This is a genomic window from Mycobacterium sp. SVM_VP21, from assembly GCA_024758765.1.
GTDB classification, from domain to species: Bacteria; Actinomycetota; Actinomycetes; order Mycobacteriales; family Mycobacteriaceae; genus Mycobacterium; species Mycobacterium heraklionense_C.
Map to the genome: position 1 here is coordinate 717,114 of CP101406.1, position 19,544 is coordinate 736,657.

Consider the following 19,544-nt stretch of genomic DNA (forward strand, 5'->3'; position numbering starts at 1 on the left):
ATGAGCGAGGTTCCGCCGGTGACGGTGGTGTCCTGGGAGTGGAGCGCAGGTGGCGTGAGCGATCTTGTACCGACCGGCATCGTGACACTGCTGCGGGCCGACGTCGACGACGCCTCCGTGTTGTGGCAGAACCAGCCGGATGAGATGGGCCGCGCGATCACCGATCTGAATGGCACGCTGAGCCGTTTGGTCAGCGCCCACCATGGCGTCTGCCCGGTCGATCGGCGCGAAGCCGACAGCTTTGTGATCGCCTTCGCCCGCGCGTCCGACGCGGTGGCATGTGCACTGGATCTGCAACGATCTCGGCTGGCCCCGATCCGATTGCGAATCGGCCTGCATACCGGCGAGACGCAGTTGGATGACGCGGGCTACTACACCGGAACGGCCATCGACCGCACCACCTTGCTGAGCGAATTGGGGCACGGGGGTCAGACCGTATTGTCGCGAACCACAGCAGATTTGGTCGCCGATCTGCTTCCCGACGGCGTCTGGCTGAATGATCTTGGCACCCATGTCCTGCGCGGCCTGTCCCGCCCGGAGCGAGTCGTGCAATTGTGTCACCCGGACCTGCACCACGAGTTTCCGGAGCTGCGAGTCTCCCGAGCCAAGGGCGCACACCGACTGCCGAACCAACGCACCAGATTCGTGGGCAGGGTCGACGACATCGCCCACGTACGGCAGCTGTTGGACCTCAACCGGATGGTCACCCTGACCGGCGCCGGCGGAGTCGGAAAGACCCGCCTGGCAACGCAGATCGCCGGCGAGATCGCCGGTGACTACCCGGGTGGGATCTGGTACGTCGACCTGGTGCCGATTACCGACCCGGCGTTGGTGACGGTCGCGACGTCCCGATCACTCGGCCTGCCGGATCAGCCGGGCCGCTCGAATGTGGACACCATTGTGGATTGCATCGCCGACCGCCGGATGCTGGTGCTGTTCGACAATTGCGAACATCTGATCGACGCCTGCGCCGCCCTGTTCGACACACTGTTGGCCGCGTGCCCGGCACTGACTTTGTTGGCCACCAGCCGAGAACCCATCGCGGTGGCCGGCGAACAGATACGCCGGGTTTCCCCACTCGCGGTCGAGAGCCAGGCAGTCGAACTGTTCGTCGACCGCGCCCGGCTGGCGCGTCCGGAGTTCAGTGTCGTCGGCGACGACGCGGCGGCGGTATGCGAGATCTGCCGACGTCTCGACGGCATGCCGCTGGCCATCGAATTGGCCGCGGCGCGGGTGCGCGCCCTGTCACTGGCCGAGATCGTCGACGGCCTGCATGATCGCTTCCGGCTGTTGACCGGCGGATCGCGCACCGCGGTGCGCCGCCAGCAGACCCTGCGGGCATCCGTGGATTGGTCGCATGCGCTGCTCAGCGATCCCGAACGGGTGCTGCTCCGGCGGGTTTCGGTGTTCTCGGGCGGCTTCGACCTCGACGGCGCTCAAGCGGTGGCCGCCGGCGGGCAGGTGCACCACTACGAAGTGGTCGATCTGCTCACCCTGCTGGTGGACAAGTCGCTGTTGAATACCGAAAACACTACCGGCCGAACGCGATACCGACTCTTGGAGACGGTGCGCCAGTATGCACTGGAGAAGCTCGGCGACTCCGGCGAGGCCGATTCCCTGCGGACGCGGCACCGCGACCATTACGCCGGAATCGCCGCCGCACTCGACGCGCCCTCGGTCGCCGGCCACGAACGCCGGCTCAACCAGGTCGAGTCCGAGATCGACAACCTGCGTGCCGCCTTCGCCTGGTCCCGTGACACCGCCGACACCGAAGCCGCTCTGGCCCTGGCCGCGTCGCTACAGCCGCTGTGGCGCAGCGGAGGTCGCCAACTCGAAGGAATGGCGTGGCTCGACTCGGCGCTGGCCGATTATGACCGCCATCTCGTCCGGATCGATCCCGGCGTCTATGCGCGGGCGCTGGCCGGCAGGGTGTCCCTGGACGCCGTCGTGGGAATCACCGATCGCCTGGATCGCGCCCAGCAGGCCTTGTCCATCGCTCGCGAGATCGGGGACCCGGTGCTGCTGGCCCGCGCCCTGGCCGCCTACGGCGGCGTCACCGCCTACAACGCCGACATCGCCGTGCCGGCCTTGACCGAAGCGGTCAGTCTGGCCCAGCAGACCGGCGACACCCGAACCCTGGCCGAAGCCCTGACGTGGCGGACCTACGCCGCGGCGATGGGCGAGGGCGACCCCGTGAGGACGTGCTCGGTCGGTGAACAGGCGCGCTCGCTCGCCGACGCGACCGGTGATGGCTACCTCTCCCGCACCTGCGGCTGGTTCCTCGGCCTCGGGCATACGTTTCAGGGGAACCTCGACACGTCTGTCGATCTGCTCAGCGGCGTCATCGCCGAAGCCGCCGCGATGCGCGACATCCTCAGCGAGTGCGCCGCGCGGGTGATACTCGCCAACACACTGGCCTACCGAGGCGATACCGACTCCGCCCTGGACAACGTCTACGCGGCCATCGACTTGGTCACCGCAGATGCCAGCCCGGCCCATGCCGGTATCGCCTACGCATCACTGGCTTTTGTGAACTTGTCGGCCGGCAATCTCACCACTGCCGGACCCGCCAGCGACTCGGCCACCCGCTCCTACGGCCCCAGCCAAGCGGGAAGCATTCTCGACCCCAACATGGCCGCTCAGATCGCCTGGCTCCAAGGCGATCTGGATACGGCACGCTGCCTGGCCGACGCCGCGGTGTCGGTCACCAGAGGTGGTTATCGCGCTATGGCGCTGACCACCCGCTACCACATCGCGATTGCCCACAGCGATCTGGAGCAGGCTGAGCGCGATGCCTACGACGCGCTGAGCACCGCAGGGTCTGCCGGCGCTGTCCTCTTCGTCCCCGACGCCCTGGAATGCGTCGCATCGTTGCCCGCGATCCGCGATCAGGAGGCGGCTCGGCTGTTCGGCGCGGCCGATGCCGCTCGCCGGCGGATGGCCACTGTTCGCTTCTCCATCTACCGGCCGTGGGTCGACTCGGCTCTGAAACGTGTTCGAAAGGATCTGACCGACGCCGTGTTCGATGACTGTTGGGCCGACGGAGCCGCACTGTCCGCCGACGACGCGATCGGCTACGCGCAACGCGGACGCGGTGAACGCAAACGCCCGTCCAGCGGCTGGGGTTCCCTGACTCCGACCGAACTGGAGGTGACCCGGCTGGCCGGCGAAGGACTCGGCAACAAAGAGATCGGTGCGCAGCTGTTCATCTCGCCGCGGACGGTACAGACCCACCTCACCCATGTCTACGCCAAGCTCGGTCTGACCACCCGAGTGCAGCTGGCCCGCGAGACACTTCGCCACACCGAGCACGAGCATCGGTAGCACCACCGAGGATGTCCCAGAGCTACCCACCGCCGAGGCCGCCGATCTCGCGGACGGACCTCGCCGGGTCTATCGCAGCACTGGCCCTGACGGTCGTCGGGGTGGTGCGGCTGCGGTCCTGGGGGTATTCATGATGGCCGTCACGGACTGCTGCCCGGCCGCGGCGTGCGCCGCGGGCATCGGCGGCTACCTCTTCGCGGTGGGCGGCTGACTCCTAGGCTCTGGCCGCCTCGGCGATCGCTTCCCGTAGACCCCGCGTCGCCAACGCATCGGCCAGCTCGTTGTCGGCAACCCCCGAATGGCCCTTCACCCAGAACCATTCGACCTGGTGACGCGCGCAGGCGGCCTGAAGCCGTTGCCACAGGTCGACGTTCTTCACCGGCTGCTTGGCGGCGGTCAACCAGCCGTTGCGCTCCCAGCCGGACACCCACTTGGTGATGCCGTTGCGGACGTAGGTGCTGTCGGTGTGCAGATGTACCACCACGGGCCGGGTGAGGGCTTCCAGCGCCACGATCGGAGCGGTCAGCTCCATCCGGTTGTTGCTCGTCTCGCCGGGCTCGCCACCGCACATCTCGCGGACGTGGTGGCGCATGCGCAGCACCGCGCCCCAACCACCGGGGCCCGGGTTGGGGCGACACCCACCGTCGGTGTGGATGACGACCACGTCATCGGTGGATTCGGTCATCGGCTGAGGATAGGCGGCGAGATCAGCGCGGTGCGGACCGACATACCCAGATCGCGATGCCGCAGCGTGGTGATCCGGCGACCGGGCTGCACGGCGTCCTTCACCGGCAACGTGCGCTCGCCGAAGAACGACGCGGTCGCCTCGATATCGGCGACGACGTAGGTGATACCCCACAACGATGACGGGCCGCCCGCGGCGGCGTCGGGCGACCCGACGACTTCGAGGATCACCGCACCCAGCCGGAAGAAGATCTGCCGCATCGGCCGGCCGCCGAGTTCGGCGTCGCGGACCCGGCGCGACTGCAGCCCGACTGCAGCCAATGCCTCGACGGTGCGAGACAGGTTGGGCGACAACAGCACCACGTGATCGATCGAGGTCACGCCGTTGGGATGCGCGGCCGGTTCGGCGGCCGCCGCGACGGAACGGGAGGTGGGGATACCGTCGAGCGGGCCGTCCTGGGGCAAGCCCCGCAGTGTCCAACCGAGGATGCCGGTGCCGCCTCCGGTCAGCCGCAGCCGAACCTCACCCACTCGGCAGACATCGTCGGGGTCGACGCTGAACCCGGCCGACCGCCACGTGTCAGCCGGATCGGCAAGATGGAGTTCGTCGACGGTGACAGACACGCCGCGCATCGTGTCAGGTCTGGGTGAGGGGCTCGGGTTTCAAGTCGCGCCACCAGCAGAAGATGAAGACCATCATCGCCATCACCAGCGCGACGATCACCCAGAGTGTGACCGTGACGTCGATCCAGGATCCGATCGGCGGAGCATCAGGTAGCGCGTTTCGCAGCGGGACCACCGCGAAAAGCATTGCCGCATACCAGGTCGTCATCGGCGGCTGGAATTTGCGCCAGCCCAGGAAAGTCAGGTTCGCGACCACGACAGCCACCGCGGCCAAGGAGATCAGGACACCCACGATCACGGCACCGAAAGCCATGGTGCTCGGCGACCGGCGCAGCGTGATGCGGTACGGGCCGCCGTCGTCGCGGTCACTGACGATCTCGTTCTTCCAGCCGGCGATATGGTCGACAAACGTCACCGACATCCGTTCCGGAATCGTGGCGTCCCCGCGCACGACATCGACGGTGATCGGCCCGGTCTGATAGTGATCGAACGGCCACTTGGCAGAATTGCCGGAGATGGTCAAGGGGACCGGGAACTCACCCGGCACCGTGCCCTTGGTCCAGGTGCGCTTCGTCGGCGTGACCGCGGAGTGCACCGCGATGCTGAGTTCTTCGGTGAGCCCGTGCCTGACTGGATCGAGAAGTTCAGCCCCCGGGGTGATGGTGACCTTGCCGGTCAATGTGCCCTTCACCGTCTGCAGATCTTCGATGTCAATGGTGACTGTCGTGCCATCGGCCGACGCCACACCTTCGGTGAGGTGGCGCGGGCATCCACACCCCGCCCGCTCATACAGCGCAACGGTGACGACGTAGGACGCGACGAAAAAGACCGTCATGCCGAGGATCAGCAGTAACCTGGGCCGGTTGACGTGAACAGCAGGATCGGCGTTGGACATGCCTGTTCTCCTCACTCGGTCAGATCGATGGTTGACAATAACGGCTGCATCGTCTCACCGTCACCGCGCTTGCCGCCGAGTTTTCGACGGACGAGCGACACACAATCGAGCTGCGGCAACCAGATTTCGGCGGTGCCGGGAGTCTGTCGCGCGTTAGAAGACTTCGCTGTGCGGTGCCGAAATGACGAATCCGTGCGTCACCGCCGGGCCGGCCTTAGCGCCGCTCTCGCGCGGGGCCTTGAGCACACAGGCCACCTCGGTGCCCATCGGAGCGCCGCAGACCAGCGATTCAGTCGGTGAGAAATCCCAGAACACGATCTTGTGGCCGGGCGCCAACATGATCGACGGCACCTTCGCGGGATCGCCGAGCAGCCCAGCGGGCGCCATCGGCATGAACTGCGCCGGCCCGTTGCCGTCTGCATAGACGGAGCCAAGGCTCACACTGCGGGTTCCCGCCGGGGCGCCGAAGAGATTCCCGACGCAGGCCACACTGTGCGTCACTTTGCCGCGACTCTTCCGGCAGGCCAGACCCGACGGGGTGGTAAACGCCAGATCCGGGATTCCGGTGAGGTCAGCAACCGAGCCGGGCAGCGGCCCGCTGTCGTCGAAGAGCGGATCGAGGTCGGGGATCTCGTTTGCCGCACCGGCATTCGGCACCTGCGCAAGCAGCGCCATCGCGGCGCACGCCACCGCCAACAATTGTCGCACTGAATGCTCCCGCTACTCGACGGTGACTGACTTGGCCAGGTTGCGCGGCTTGTCCACGTCATAGCCGCGAGCCTGCGCCACCCCGGCAGCGAACACCTGCAGCGGGATGGTCGACAACAGCGGCTGGTACAGCGTTGACACCGCAGGGATTTCGATCAGATGGTCGGCGTAGGGGCGCACCGTCTCATCGCCCTCCTCGGCGATCACGATGGTGACCGCGCCGCGGGCCTGAATCTCGCGAATGTTTGAGAGCAGCTTGGAGTGCAACATCGCCGCGTTCTTGGGCGACGGCATCACGACGATCACCGGAAGGTCGTCCTCGATCAATGCGATCGGGCCGTGCTTGAGTTCACCGGCGGCAAAGCCTTCGGCGTGCATGTAGGCCAGTTCCTTGAGCTTGAGCGCGCCCTCCAGCGCCACCGGGTAGCCGACGTGGCGCCCGAGGAAGAGCACCGCACTCGATGAGGCGAACTGCCGCGCCAACTCCGCGACCGAGTCGATGCCTGCCAGCACATGCGACACCAGTTCGGGCATCGCCTCGAGTTGCCGGTACTCGTGCTCCACCTCGTCGGGATACTTGGTGCCCCGAGCCTGGGCCAGGGCCAGACCCACCAGGTAGTTCGCGGTGATCTGCGCCAGGAACGTCTTCGTGGACGCGACACCGATCTCCGGCCCAGCCCGGGTGTAGAGCACCGCGTCGCATTCCCGCGGAATCTGCGAACCGTTGGTGTTGCAGACCGCGAGCACCTTGGCCTTCTGCTCCTTGGCGTGCCGGACAGCCTCCAGGGTGTCGGCGGTTTCGCCGGACTGGCTGATCGCCACCACCAGGGTGCTGCGGTCCAGCACCGGGTCGCGGTAGCGGAACTCACTGGCCAGTTCGACTTCCACCGGCAGCCGCGTCCAGTGCTCGATCGCGTACTTGGCCAACAGACCCGAGTGGTACGCGGTGCCGCAGGCCACCACGAACACTTTGTCGATCTCGCGCAGCTCCTGGTCACTCAGGCGCTGCTCGTCGAGGACGATGCGACCGTCCTCGAAGTGCCCCAGCAGAGTCTCGGCCACCGCGGTGGGCTGCTCGGCGATCTCTTTGAGCATGAAGTACTCGTAGCCGCCCTTTTCGGCGGCAGACAGGTCCCAGTCGATGTGAAATTGACGAGCGGCGGCAGTGTCGTCGTTGCCGTGAAAGTCAGAGATGCGGTAGCCGTCGGCGGTGATGACCACCGCCTGGTCCTGGCCCAACTCAACGGCTTCACGGGTGTAGGGGATGAACGCAGCGACGTCCGAGCCCAGGAACATCTCGCCCTCACCGATACCGACCACCAGCGGGGTGGACCGACGCGCCGCCACGATGGTGCCCGGTTCGTCGGCGTGGGCGAACACCACGGTGAAGTGGCCCTCCAACCGGCGGAGCACTGCCAGCACCGAGCCCACGAAGTCTCCCGCGGAGTCGCCGTCGCGGTACTCGCGCGCCAGCAGGTGGACGGTCACCTCACTGTCGGTCTCGCTGGTGAACTCCACCCCGGCGAGTTCCAGCTCGTCGCGCAGCACGGCGAAGTTCTCGATGATGCCGTTGTGCACCACAGCGAACTTGCCGGACGCGTCGCAGTGCGGGTGGGCGTTGTGGTCGGTGGGACGGCCGTGGGTGGCCCACCGGGTGTGACCCAGCCCGGTACCCCCGGCCAGCAGGGCCGGATCAGTGGCGGCCAGTTCGGCTTCCAGGTTGGCCAGCCGGCCGGCACGGCGCCGGACGGTCAGCTGCCCGATTCCGTCGACGATGGCGATTCCCGCGGAGTCATAGCCGCGGTATTCCATGCGACGCAGGGCCTCGACGACGACGTCGCGAGCAGGGCGTTGCCCGACGTAGCCGACGATTCCACACATAGCTGTTCAGGGTAGTGCACCGGCCGGGGGCCGCCATAAACCGTGCAGGTCAGCGGGGTGCCCCGTGGTGCGCCGCACAAGGCGCTCATGACCGAATACCCCGTGCGTTACCGTCTTCAGATGGCCAGCATCAAGCGTCTTTACGCCGCGTTGACCCGCCCTGGACCGCATCGCGTCCTGCGCGGAGATCTGGCCTATGCCGGCCTGGCCGGGGTGGTGTACACGCCGCAGTCCGGGTACCGGCTTCCCGCGGTGGCCTTCGGCCACGACTGGCTGACCGGGGCCGATCGCTACGCCGGACTGCTCGAACACCTGGCCTCGTGGGGCATCGTGGCGGCGGCCCCCGACACCGGACGGGGGCTGGCGCCCTCGGTGCTGGATCTGGCCGCTGACCTGGGCCGAGCCCTGGAGATCGCTACCGAGGTCCGGTTGGGGCCGGGTCGAATCAGCGTCGACCGCAATCGGCTCGCGGTGGCCGGACACGGGTTCGGCGGTTCGGCCGCGGTATTCGCCGCGGCCTCACTGTCGGTGGAACCCAAAGCGGTGGCGGCGATTTTCCCGACTGTCACCGAACCGCCCGCCGAGCAGGCGGCGTTGACGCTGGACGTGCCGGGCGTGGTGTTCAGCAGTCCCGATGACCCGAAAGCACTGCGGTCCAACGCGATCGAGCTGGCACACGCCTGGCAGCTTTCCACCCTGCGAGTGATCGACAAAGTGTCGCCGGCGGGCCTGCCGCAGGGACGCCGGCTGACCGGGTTCTTCGGTTTGCCGACCTCGGATCGGCGCACGCAGCGGCGGGTGCGGGCCCTGCTGGCGGGATATCTGCTGGCACAACTGGTGGGCGACAAGACGTTCCGAGACTTCGCCAACCCGCAGGCGGCCTTGCCTAAGACCGAGGCACTCGACGCCCTGCCGGAGCCGGTGAGCCCGGAAGAGAAGATCGCCGCACTGTTCAAGTAGAGCCCTGGAAAGCGATAGCGGCGATCGGGTTACAACCCGACGGCCGCCATCGCTGCATGCCCAGATGTCGGACAGCACGTCGCCGAAGAGCGAGGCGACGCTGGAGCCGGCGTCGTCCATCATGATCGGGTCGAGCCCGAAGATGGGCGGGACCTGGTCTGCACCCTTGCCATCCCAGTTGTCGCCGAGCAGCACGCCTATGACCTGTGACCACTGCTCCATCGCGGCGATCGGGCCGATCGGAACGCTCTCGAGGTTCAGCTCATTGAGGATCGGCACACCTGTCAGCGTCAGGCCCAGGTTGTTGAAGATCGAACCGCCCACCGGGTCCACCGTGGTGCCGTCCGGGGAAGGTGTTTAGGTGCCCTCCCCGCCCGCAATGCCGGGGCTGAGCAACCGCGGTCGCTCTCAACTGTGGGCTACGTGCCTGGCGTACCGCCCGCGCCCGCACTGCCGGCGCTACCGGGGCTGCCATTGGTGCCGGGAGTCCCGGTACCGGTAGCGGCACCGCCCGCGCCGCCCGCACCAGCTCCACCGGCGGTGCCACCGGTGCCAGCAGCACCGCCGTTGCCGTTGCCGGCACCGCCCGTGCCGTGACCGCCGCCGTTGCCGCCGGTCCCACCGTTGCCGCCGTTGCCACCGTTGCCACCGTTGTAGCCGTTGCCTGTGGTGGGGTTGGTACCGCCGACGCCACCGTCGCCACCGGCACCGCCGCCACCGCCGGTGCCACCGGCACCGCCGTCGCCGCCTGTGCCGGAAGTAGAGGCTCCGCCGACTCCGCCGTTACCGCCGGTGCCGCCGGCGTTGCCGTTACCGCCGTTGCCGCCGGCGGAGTTGGATCCGCCCGCGACCAGTGGTATGCCGCTGAGGCCAGTCGCGCCTTGGTCGCTGTCGCCGCCGTTACCGCCTGCGCCGCCCGTACCACCGTTACCGGCCGCCGCGGTACCGCCGGCACCACCGTTGCCACCGGCACCCGCGGTGACGCCGTCGCCGCCGACGCCGCCAGCACCGCCGGTGCCGCCGTCGACCGAACCTGATCCGGAACCACCCGTTCCACCATTGCCGGCGGCGCCACCATTGGCGCTGCCCGCGGCCGAGCCGCCGGCACCACCGGTGCCGCCACTGCCGGCGTGGCTGGTCCCGAATCCGGTGGGCGCCCCGGCCGGAGTGGTGATACCGCCGCTGTTACCGCCGGTGCCGCCGGCGCCGCCGGCGCCGCCGTCAGACTTGCTCGACAGGCCCGAGTAGCCCGAACCACCCATGCCGCCGCTGCCGCCGTCGCCGCCAGACGCGGTGCCGTTACCGCCGTTACCCCCGGTGCCACCCACACCGGTGGTCCCACCACTGCTGGAGCCACCCTGGCCACCGGTGCCGCCGTCGCCGCCGATGCTGACCACGCCTGTGCCGGTCGCGCCGTCGGCCCCGACCGCACCGGCACCGCCGTTACCGCCGGTCCCGGTACCGCCGCTCATGCCGCCGGTACCACCGGAACCACCGCTGCCGCCCATGCTCCAGGTGGTGGTGCCGTCGTTCCAGCCCAGACCCTTACCTGCGGCGCCACCGTTGCCACCGACCCCGCCGTTTCCGGTGGTGCTGTAGCCGCCCCCGCCGCCGCCGCCGCCGGTGCCGCCGGCCAGCGTCCCGTCGCCGCCAGCCGCACCATTTCCACCGGCGCCGCTGGTGCCGCTGTTGCTGTTGCCGCCCTGGCCGCCGTAGCCGCCCTGGCCGCCGGTGGTCGAGACAGTGGCGTCATTGGTGGCGCCGTTACCGGCGACACCGCCGTTTCCGCCGACGCCGCCGGTTCCGCTGTCGCTGTTGCCACCCTGACCGCCGTTGCCGCCTTGGCCGCCGAAGCCCACGGTGCCGAGGCCGCCGGTACCGCCATCGCCGCCGGCGCCGCCGGTGTTGGCCCCGAGGGAATTACCGCCCTGGCCGCCGGTACCGCCCATGCCGCCGGTGTTCCAGGGTTCGCCGGGGTTGGTAACGCTGACACCGGTGCCGTCGCCACCCGCGCCACCGGTACCGCCGTTGCCGCCTTGCTCGCCGTTGCCACCGTAGCCACCCTGACCGCCGTTACCCCCCATGCCGAGGTAGTCACCGTTGACGTCGGTGGCAGCCTTACTTCCGGCGCCACCATTGCCGCCGTTCGCGCCGTCACCGGCCTGGCCGGCGCTGCCGTAGAACGAGCTGGCGTAGTAGTCGGAACCGCGGGCACCGCCGGCGCCACCACTACCGCCGTTGCCACCGGCACCACCGTTCACGCCATCGTTTGCGGTTCCGGTAACGCCGTTGCCGCCGTTGCCCGCCGCACCGCCGGCACCGCCCTTGCCACCGTCGCCGAACATGAAACCGCTGCGGCCGCCGACGCCGCCGTTGCCACCGGAGCCACCAGCCATTCCGGCGCCGCTCCCGCCATTGGCCAGGCTGCCCGCGGCGCCGTCCATTCCGGCGCCGCCGACACCACCGGCACCGCCGTTGCCGAAGAACCAGGCCGCGGCCGCTCCGCCGTTACCGCCGACACCACCGGAACCACCCGCAACCACTGCAGCACCACCGGCACCGCCGTCACCGCCGTTGCCCATCAGCCAACCGCCGGCGCCACCATCGCCGCCGGCCGCACCGGCACCACCGGCGCCGCCGTCACCGCCGTTGCCCAGCATGCCGAGCGCGGAGCCGCCGGTGCCGCCGACCGTACCGGCCACGTCGCTAGTCCAGCCGGCGCCGCCGTCACCGAACCACAGGCCGCCGTTACCGCCGTTGGGGTCGGCCTCGGTACCGGCAACGCCGTTGCCGATCAGGTACAGGCCGGACCAGTCGTTGATCATCCCGTCGATCGATTCGCCGAACGGGCTGGTGATCCACGCCTGTATGACCGTGTGCAGCGGGTCGTAGAACCACTGGTCCATGATCCCCGTCCATGAGAACGCGTCGCCCGCTGCGCCGCCCGGGTCTGCTGCACCGAACAGCGCGCCCAGGTCCCAGCTGGCTGCGGCATCGCCGGTGTCGGTCGTGGACGACGAACTGAACAGGTCGCCGAAGAGGTCGCCGAGATCGAAATCGCCATCGGCATGCGCCGGCGGCACCGCGGCCAACGGGGTCATCCCGAAAGCCAGGAACGCTCCCACCGCGCTGGTGGCACCAATCACCCGCTTGCGGTATCGCGCTCCGGTGTTATCGGGCTGACTAATGCTGTGACGAAGGCTCATTTGCGAACACCTCTCCTGTGAAGCGGTTCTGGAATGCAGTGCTGAAAGTTGTCAGAGGGACCGTGGTGCGGCGGGCTCAGCTGTCGATACCGAAGAGACCTGCCAGATCAGCGAAGATGTCGGTGGCCGCGCCTGTACCCGCGCCACCGTCGTCGAAGAAGTCGACGGGCACCGTCGGGAAGTCGATCCCCGGCCATGGCGGGCTGACCTCGACGGGACCCTTGCCGGTCCAGCCCGAGCCCAGCAGCGAACCGACGATCTGGCCCCAGGCCTCCATCGCCGCGATCGGGCCGACGCCCTGCCCCTCGACGGCGATGGGCACCCCCGGCAGAATGCCGGTCTGCAGCGTGATGCCGAGGCTGTTGAACATCGACCCACCGACCGCGGGGACGTCGACGACATTGCCGGCCTGGTCGGTCACCTGGTAGGGGCCCACAGCTACCGAGCCGGGAGTCAGCAGGCCACCCAACGCGAATTCCAGGTGGGTGATATCGGTGCCTGCCGGCAACAGGCCGGTGCTGGAGATCAACGGGATCAAGCTGTCCAGGTTGAGGGTGGCGCCGTTGAGGTAGCCGCCGACCATGTTGGCCATGATCTGGTTGAAGCCGTCGCCGTCCTGGATGCTGTTCAGCATCGCGACCCATGGGCTCAGCCCCGGCCCCAGCGACCCGATGATGATGGCACTCAACGGTGAAGCCAGGAAGTCGACGATCGGTGTTGCCGTCGAGGACAGGTCGGCCGGAAGGAACTGTGGCAGCAGCGCGAAGAGCGCGTCGTGACCGAGGGCCAAGGTGCTCAGATCCGACCCGCTGAGGGTGTGCACCGCGACCGCACCGACGGTGCCTTCCACGCTGCCCAACCCGAGACTCCCGGAGGCGTTCTGCAAGGTGTAGCCCGTCAGCACGGCGTCCAGGTTCTGCTGGATCTGCTGCATCACGGCCGGGATCTTCGACGGGTCGTTGAGGACCTCTTGCCAGTACTGGGTCTGGTTGGCCAGCATCTGCTGGAACGCCACCCCGGGGGCCAGGAGGAAGTTCTGGGTGAGGATCGTGGCGTTCTGGGAGGCCTGGTTGAACACGTCGGTCCACGGCGCGAGCAGGTCGGGCAGGCCGCCACTCGCGGTGAGCGCGACATCCCGGATAACGGGTACGCCCGCCACCGGAGCCGTTACCGGGGTGGCGGCGATCAGGCCTGAACCGACGATCGCGATACCGGCGGTGACGTAGGGGCGAAGGGTTTGCTGCACAGCCATCTCCTTTTGTGAGGTGCCGCCCTCGGCCAGCGTCCCAAGGGGCAGACGCTGCCCGTGTTGCTCCTGGATTCACACTTATTCACTAATGTGAAACAGCACACTACCCGTGAGTAAGCTAAGACACAAGTATATTTGTCAGCTGTTTTTTCGCTGTTTTCAGAGCTCGTAGCATTAACTTATTGAAATTCGCCATCCCACACTGATTTTCCCCTGAGAGTAAACAGGAGTCCTGTTTTGGACACGACATGCCGCCTGAAGAGGTCTTCGTCTCCCGAACACGCTCTGCTATGTGTCAGAGACGCCGATCGGTGTTCAGCTGCGCCACTCCGGTGGATCCAAAGAAACAGCCGAGTAGGTGGTCGAGCTGGAGGGAGACCTCGCGGGTGCAGCTGCTCACCGGGGTCTTGCCGATCTACACCCGCACGCCGGCCCGGCTGGCGATGACAGCCGCGGGTCTGGACTACGTCTCCGACGGCCGTTTCACCCTGGGCATCGACACCTCCGGCCCGCAGGTGGTGGAGGGCTTCCACGGTGTGCCCTTCGACGCCCCGCTGGGGCGTACCCGTGAAGGACCTAAGAACGTTGAACTGACCGTTGAGATCGCCGAGGCTGGCAGCCGGTGTTCTGCTCCCCGGAACGAGCCGATGACCTAGGGGGATGCCCTGAAAGCCGGCGCCGCCAACGGGATCAGGTCCGGAACTTGGTCCGCTGAACGTGATGGTCGAGGCGTCGCTAGTCATCGGCGACGACGTGGAGGACCGGTTGTCTTGGGCCAAACCGCAGCTCGCGCTCGGGCGTGATGTTCAGCAGTCCGGAGCGGGTCCGCCGCCGGGCCGCCGGCTGACCGGGTTCTTTGGCCTGGCCACATCGGATCGGCGCACTCAGCGCCGGGTGCGGACCCTGCTGGCCGGATATCTGTTGGCACAGTTGGTGGGCCGGAGGCGGCCCTGCCCGTCGACGCGCTGCCGGAGCCGGTGAGCCCGCACGAGAAGATCGCCGCACTGTTCAAGTAGTTCTACATACGGCAGCGGCCGCCGGGTCCTTTCAGACCCGACGGCCGCTGCCGTTGTTATGTGGCGTCTAGCCGCCCGCACCCGCGGTGCCCGACTCGCCGACCGTACCAGCGGTCCCGGGCGGCGTGCCGGCGCCGGCCGCGCCACCCGCGCCACCCTTGCCGAGCGCCCCGCCGGCGCCAGGCGTTCCGGTGCTCGCACCACCGGTGCCACCGTCGCCGCCGTGGCCACCGTTGGCGCCGTTACCGCCACCGGCACCGTCGGTTCCGGCACCGCCGGCTCCACCGGCCCCGCCGGCCGCACCAGCGCCGCCCTTGCCGCCTGCGACACCGCCAGTGCCGACTCCACCGGTACCGCCGTTGCCACCGGTTCCGGCCGCGCCACCGTTACCCGCGGTGTTTCCCGCACCGCTGGCAGCGCCACCGGCCCCACCGGCGCCACCGACGCCACCGGCTCCACCAACTCCGCTGGCGCCCGTCGAACCATTGGTGCCCGAGGTGCTCGTGCCGCCCAGCCCGCCGGACCCGGCAACGCCGCCGTTGCCACCAGAACCGCCGGTACCACCATCGAACCCGGCACCGTTGTTCGTGCCGCCGACACCGCCGACACCGCCCTTGCCACCGCTACCACCGGTGCCGCCCGCGCCTCCAGCGCCACCGTTGCCGGTGCCCGACGTACCGCCGTTGCCGCCGGTACCGGCGGCGCCGCCGTTGCCTCCAGTGGTGCCGTTACCGCCGGCTGCGGTCGTGCCGGCATCGCCGGCAGTGCCCGCAACCCCGGCCCCACCGGTACCGCCTCGGCCACCCGCGCCGCCATTGCCGTCCAGCGCGCCGGCGCCGGTGTTGCCGGCAGTTCCGCTGGTGCTGGCCCCGCCGCTGCCCGCGGCACCCGCGGCGCCACCGGCACCACCGTCACCGCCGGTCCCACCAGCCAAGCCGTTGCCGGCGTTGTCCACGCCGCCGGTTCCGCCGGCACCACCGGTGCCACCGTTGCCGCCCTTGCCCGCAGCCCCGCCGTTGCCACCGTTGCCGGTGTTCGAGGTACCACCGTTGCCGCCGGTGCCACCGGCTCCACCGGCGGTGCCGTTACCACCGTTGCCGCCCACCGTGCCGGCCGCGGTGTCTGTGGCACTCGCGCCGGTTGTACCGGTGGTGCCGGTTGCGCCACCGCCACCAGCGCCACCGCTACCACCGTTACCGCCCTTGCCGGCGTCCGCGGTGCCGCCGTTGCCACCGGTGCCGCCGGCGGCGCCCGCACCGCCGGTGCCACCGTTACCGCCGTTGCCGCCGTTGACCGCGAGGGCGCCGTTACCGCCGGCACCACCGGCACCACCGACCCCATTGGCGCCGCCCGTGCCGCCGTTACCGCCGTTACCGGCATGGCTGGGTGCAACACCGATGTTGTTGGTCGGTATCGCAGTTCCGGCGCTGTTGCCGCCCTTACCGCCCGCGCCGCCGGCCGCATCGGCGCCGCCGGTGGCGCCGTTGCCGCCGTTGCCGCCGCTGGCGGTGCCGTTGCCACCGTTACCACCCGCGCCACCGGCACCGACCGCACTGCTACCACCGTTGCCGCCGTTGCCGCCGATGCTCACCCCGGTGGCCGCACCGTTGCCGCCGGCGCCGCCGTCACCGCCGGTGGCGCCGGTACCGGCCGTGGAGGACGGACCCGATCCGCCGTTACCGCCGTTACCGCCGACGCTGTAGACGGTGCCTGCGGTGAAGTGGTCGCCGTTGACGTCACGCCAGCCGGTGCCGGTACCACCGGCACCACCGTCACCACCGTTGCCGGCGGTTCCCGCGCCGGCTAGGCCGGTACCACCACCGGCACCACCGTTACCACCTTGAGCGTGGTTGCCGGAGAGCAGTCCGCCGCCGGCACCGACGGTGCCATTACCGCCGGCGCCACCGTTACCACCGGTGCCGCCGACGCCGGAACCGGGCGTGCCACCGGTGCCACCGTTACCGCCGTTGCCGCCGAAGGTTTGGACGGTGTCGTCGTCGGTGGCGCCGTTACCGCCCGCGCCACCATTGCCGCCTGCCCCCGCGGGCGCGCTGGCACCGGCACCACCGGCACCGCCATTGCCGCCGTTGCCCGCCACACCTTGGACATTGGCGGCGCCGCTGGCGTCACCACCGCGGCCGCCGTCACCACCGGCAGCGCCCGCGTTGAATCCAGTCGAGGCACCAGCGGCACCACCGACACCGCCGTTACCACCGTTGGTAACGCCGTCACCACCGGCGCCACCGGCGCCACCGGTACCACCGGTGCCGTCACCGGCGTTCGCGCCGGCGCCACCGACGCCACCGTTGCCGCCCTTGACACCGTCACCGCCGAAACCGCCCGCAGCACCGTTGCCCGCGACACCGCCGCTGGTGCTGCTCAGGGGGTCACCGCTGCTTCCGCCGGCACCACCGGCACCACCGTTACCGCCGTTACCCAGGAAGTTGCCGCCCGCGTCCTTGAAGCCGTCGCCACCGTTACCGGCCGCGCCACCATTGGCCCCAACGCCCGCGTGGCCGTGCTCCCAGAAGTTGCTACCGGCCGCGCCACCGGCGCCGCCGGCCCCGCCGTTGCCACCGTTGACGTGGTCGGCAGTGCCAGCAGCGCCGTCACCGCCGGCGCCGGCCTTGCCGCCGTCGCCGCCGTTGCCGAGGTTGAAGGCGCCGCGTCCACCGGCACCACCGTTACCGCCGGCGGTGCCGTTCCCGTTGCCGCCGTTGGCGAAGCTGCCGGCCACGCCGTCACCGCCGGCGCCGCCGGCCCCGCCGTTGCCGAAGGCCCAGGCCACCGAGGCGCCGCCGTCGCCACCGTTGCCACCGATACCGCCGGCCCCGCCGTCGCCGCCGTACCCCAGGCCCCAGGCGCTTGCGCCACCGTCACCGCCGGCGGCACCGAGTCCGCCGGCCCCGCCGCCACCACCGTTGCCGAAGAACCCGAGCGCGTCTCCGCCATTGCCGCCGGCCACGCCGTCGACATCGCTGCTCCAGCCGGCACCGCCGTCGCCGAACCACAAGCCGCCGGTGCCACCGTCCGGGTTCAGCTCCGTGCCGTCGGCACCATTACCGATCAGGAATTGCCCGGATATTTCGTTGATGGCGTGGTCGACCATCGAGCCGAAGTCGCTGTCGATCCAGGCGGTCATACCCATGTGCAGCGGGGTGTAGAACCATTGGTCGAGAATGCTGATCATGTCGAAGGCGGCGGGATCGAAAGCCGCCAGTCCGGGGTCGACATCGGTGGTGACGTCGGCCGGAGTGAGCCAACTGAAGTCGAACATGTCCTCGAAGCCGTCGGCCTGGGCCGCCGGCGCGCCGGCCAGCGGCGCCATCCCGAAGGCCAAGAACGCTGCCACCGCGCTGCCTGTGCCGACCGCCCGGCTGCCGCGTTGCGCTCCGGCCTGAACTTCTGACTCCGGCTGGCTACCGGTGTGACGACGAGTCATTGCGAATACCTCTCCTGATGAAAAGTTCGGCTAGTAATGGAAGTTGGTGGGGTACGAGCGAAGGATCAGCCGACCAGACCGAGGTCGGAGAGCAGGTCGCCGAAGCTGAAGCTGTCCGCCATCGAGCTACCCGCACCGCCGTCGTCGACGATGAAGCCTTCGGGCGCCGGGATGCTGAAGATGGGGTCCTTGCCGCTCCACGAGCCCCAGCCGAGCTGCGACCCGATGACCTGCGACAAGCCCAGCCAGGCGCCGAGCGGGCCGATCGCGTCGCTGGGCGCGTGGATCGTGGGCGACAGCGCGACGCCGGTGTTGAGGTCGAAGCCGATGCTGTTGAAGATGGAGCCGCCGGATGCCGGCGCCGTGGCGATCTCGTTTCCGTCGGCGTCCAGAATGTGCATGGGGCCGGCCGTGACGTGACCGCCGGTGCTGAACCATCCACCGAAGGCGAAGTCCAGGTGGGTCAACTCCAAGGGCGGCGGGAGGACACCGGCGCCGTTGATCGCCGGCAGCAGGCCGTCCAGGTTGAGGGTGGCGCCGTTGAGCGAGGCGTCGAACATGTTCGCCGGGATGTTGATCAGGCCCTGCATCGCCCCAGAGAAGTCACCGTCGCGCAGTGCGTCGCTGATATCGCCCCAGCTGTTGCCCATGGCGATCAAGGGCGCGATCCAGGGGCTCACCGAGGCGAGCATGATCGCGCTCATCGGCGAGCCCAGGAAATTGATGATCGGGGTCAGCGTCGCGGCCTGATCCTCCGGCAGGAAGCCCGGGACCTGGTTGAAGATGATTTCGTGGCCACCGCTGAGGTTGCCCACGGTGTAGCTGCTGTCCATGGTGTGGCGGATGACGTCGTTGATGGTCGCCTGGTCGGCGTTCATCAACGTGATGGCCGACCACGCGTTCTTGAGGTCAGTCTGGATCGCGCTGACCATCGCCGGGATGGTCAGCGGGTCCTGGACCATGTTGTTGATGTAGTCCGACAGGTGTCGCACGGCCTGGGTGAAGCCGATGTGGGGCGCCGCGTCGTAAGACGCCATCATCTGCGCGATGTTGTCCTGGGCGGCGTTGTAGGCCGCGACATACGGGTCGGTGAGGTCGGAGAAGCTGAAGTCGGCGGTCAACGCAAATTCACGGGCAATGGCCATGTGGTTCGCCGGCGTCACACCGGGGGTGACAGCGATCAGGCTTGCGCCCACGATCGCGACACCGGCGGTGGCGTAGGGGCGAAGGGCTTGCTGCATCAATTTTCTCCTCACAACTTGTCGCCGCACCCTGAGGCGCAGGTAGGACCAGAGGCAACATAGCTAATATTTAACTTAGAGGCAACCGGGCGCATGGACTGCCTCAAGCGCGGCAAGAAATGTGACCCCGCCCCAAATCTTTCGCCACTAATCCACTCTGACCTGCAATTATCGGTCGCGATAACGTCCAAGGACCCACACTCCGACCCTCCGGAAGATTCGTTCACGTAAGTGGACTTACCTTCTATGCTGTGAGGTCCCTTAGGAAGGGTGATAAGAACATCGACGGACCCCCGGACCGGGGCAAACCCGCA

The 19,544-nt window shown here is 68.8% G+C and carries 10 protein-coding genes and 2 pseudogenes; 4 read left to right on the top strand and 8 right to left on the bottom strand.

Annotated features, from left to right (window positions below):
• The gene (locus tag NM962_03620; GenBank protein ID UVO13247.1) at positions 1-3,324 is read left to right on the top strand and encodes a LuxR C-terminal-related transcriptional regulator; all 3,324 of its coding nucleotides are present in this window, start codon (positions 1-3) and stop codon (positions 3,322-3,324) included.
• Positions 3,325-3,538: 214 nt separating this feature from the next.
• On the opposite strand, the gene rnhA is transcribed toward NM962_03620, so the two are convergent.
• The 5 genes from rnhA to glmS all read right to left on the bottom strand — a co-directional run bounded on the left by rnhA (position 3,539) and on the right by glmS (position 8,116).
• Entirely contained in the window at positions 3,539-4,009 is a 471-nt protein-coding gene (gene rnhA, locus NM962_03625) for a ribonuclease HI (GenBank protein UVO13248.1), read from the bottom strand.
• Positions 4,006-4,632, bottom strand: coding sequence for a glyoxalase (locus NM962_03630; protein ID UVO13249.1), 627 nt, complete (start codon positions 4,630-4,632; stop codon positions 4,006-4,008). The genes rnhA and NM962_03630 overlap by 4 nt, the downstream gene beginning before the upstream one ends.
• 13 nt (positions 4,633-4,645) lie before the next feature.
• The gene (locus NM962_03635) at positions 4,646-5,527 is read right to left on the bottom strand and encodes a DUF4436 domain-containing protein (GenBank protein ID UVO13250.1); all 882 of its coding nucleotides are present in this window, start codon (positions 5,525-5,527) and stop codon (positions 4,646-4,648) included.
• Positions 5,528-5,680: 153 nt separating this feature from the next.
• Positions 5,681-6,235, bottom strand: a complete 555-nt coding sequence (locus tag NM962_03640) for a hypothetical protein (GenBank protein ID UVO13251.1) — start codon at positions 6,233-6,235, stop codon at positions 5,681-5,683.
• Positions 6,236-6,247: 12 nt separating this feature from the next.
• Positions 6,248-8,116, bottom strand: coding sequence for a glutamine--fructose-6-phosphate transaminase (isomerizing) (gene glmS / locus NM962_03645; protein ID UVO13252.1), 1,869 nt, complete (start codon positions 8,114-8,116; stop codon positions 6,248-6,250).
• A gap of 120 nt (positions 8,117-8,236) precedes the next feature.
• Between glmS and NM962_03650 the strand changes: the two genes are divergently transcribed.
• Positions 8,237-9,076 carry a hypothetical protein gene (locus NM962_03650; GenBank protein UVO13253.1) on the top strand — a complete coding sequence of 280 codons (840 nt, stop codon included), beginning with the start codon at positions 8,237-8,239 and terminating at the stop codon, positions 9,074-9,076.
• A 1,995-nt stretch (positions 9,077-11,071) separates the two neighbouring features.
• Positions 11,072-11,341: pseudogene (locus NM962_03655) on the top strand (hypothetical protein).
• Between the two features lie 1,017 nt (positions 11,342-12,358).
• Here NM962_03655 and gjpA (NM962_03660) read toward each other — a convergent pair.
• Positions 12,359-13,534, bottom strand: coding sequence for an outer membrane porin GjpA (gene gjpA, locus NM962_03660; GenBank protein ID UVO13254.1), 1,176 nt, complete (start codon positions 13,532-13,534; stop codon positions 12,359-12,361).
• 355 nt (positions 13,535-13,889) lie between these two features.
• On the opposite strand from gjpA (NM962_03660), the pseudogene NM962_03665 reads away from it, so the two are divergent.
• Positions 13,890-14,326 (top strand): annotated as a pseudogene (locus tag NM962_03665) (LLM class flavin-dependent oxidoreductase).
• A 288-nt stretch (positions 14,327-14,614) separates the two neighbouring features.
• Here NM962_03665 and NM962_03670 read toward each other — a convergent pair.
• Both NM962_03670 and gjpA (NM962_03675) read right to left on the bottom strand, forming a co-directional pair.
• Positions 14,615-17,989 (bottom strand): hypothetical protein, encoded by a 3,375-nt coding sequence (locus NM962_03670; protein ID UVO13255.1) that lies wholly within the window; start codon positions 17,987-17,989, stop codon positions 14,615-14,617.
• A gap of 65 nt (positions 17,990-18,054) precedes the next feature.
• Positions 18,055-19,230: an outer membrane porin GjpA gene (gene gjpA, locus NM962_03675; protein ID UVO13256.1), complete on the bottom strand. Its 1,176-nt coding sequence runs from the start codon at positions 19,228-19,230 to the stop codon at positions 18,055-18,057.
• Between the last annotated feature and the right edge of the window lie 314 nt (positions 19,231-19,544).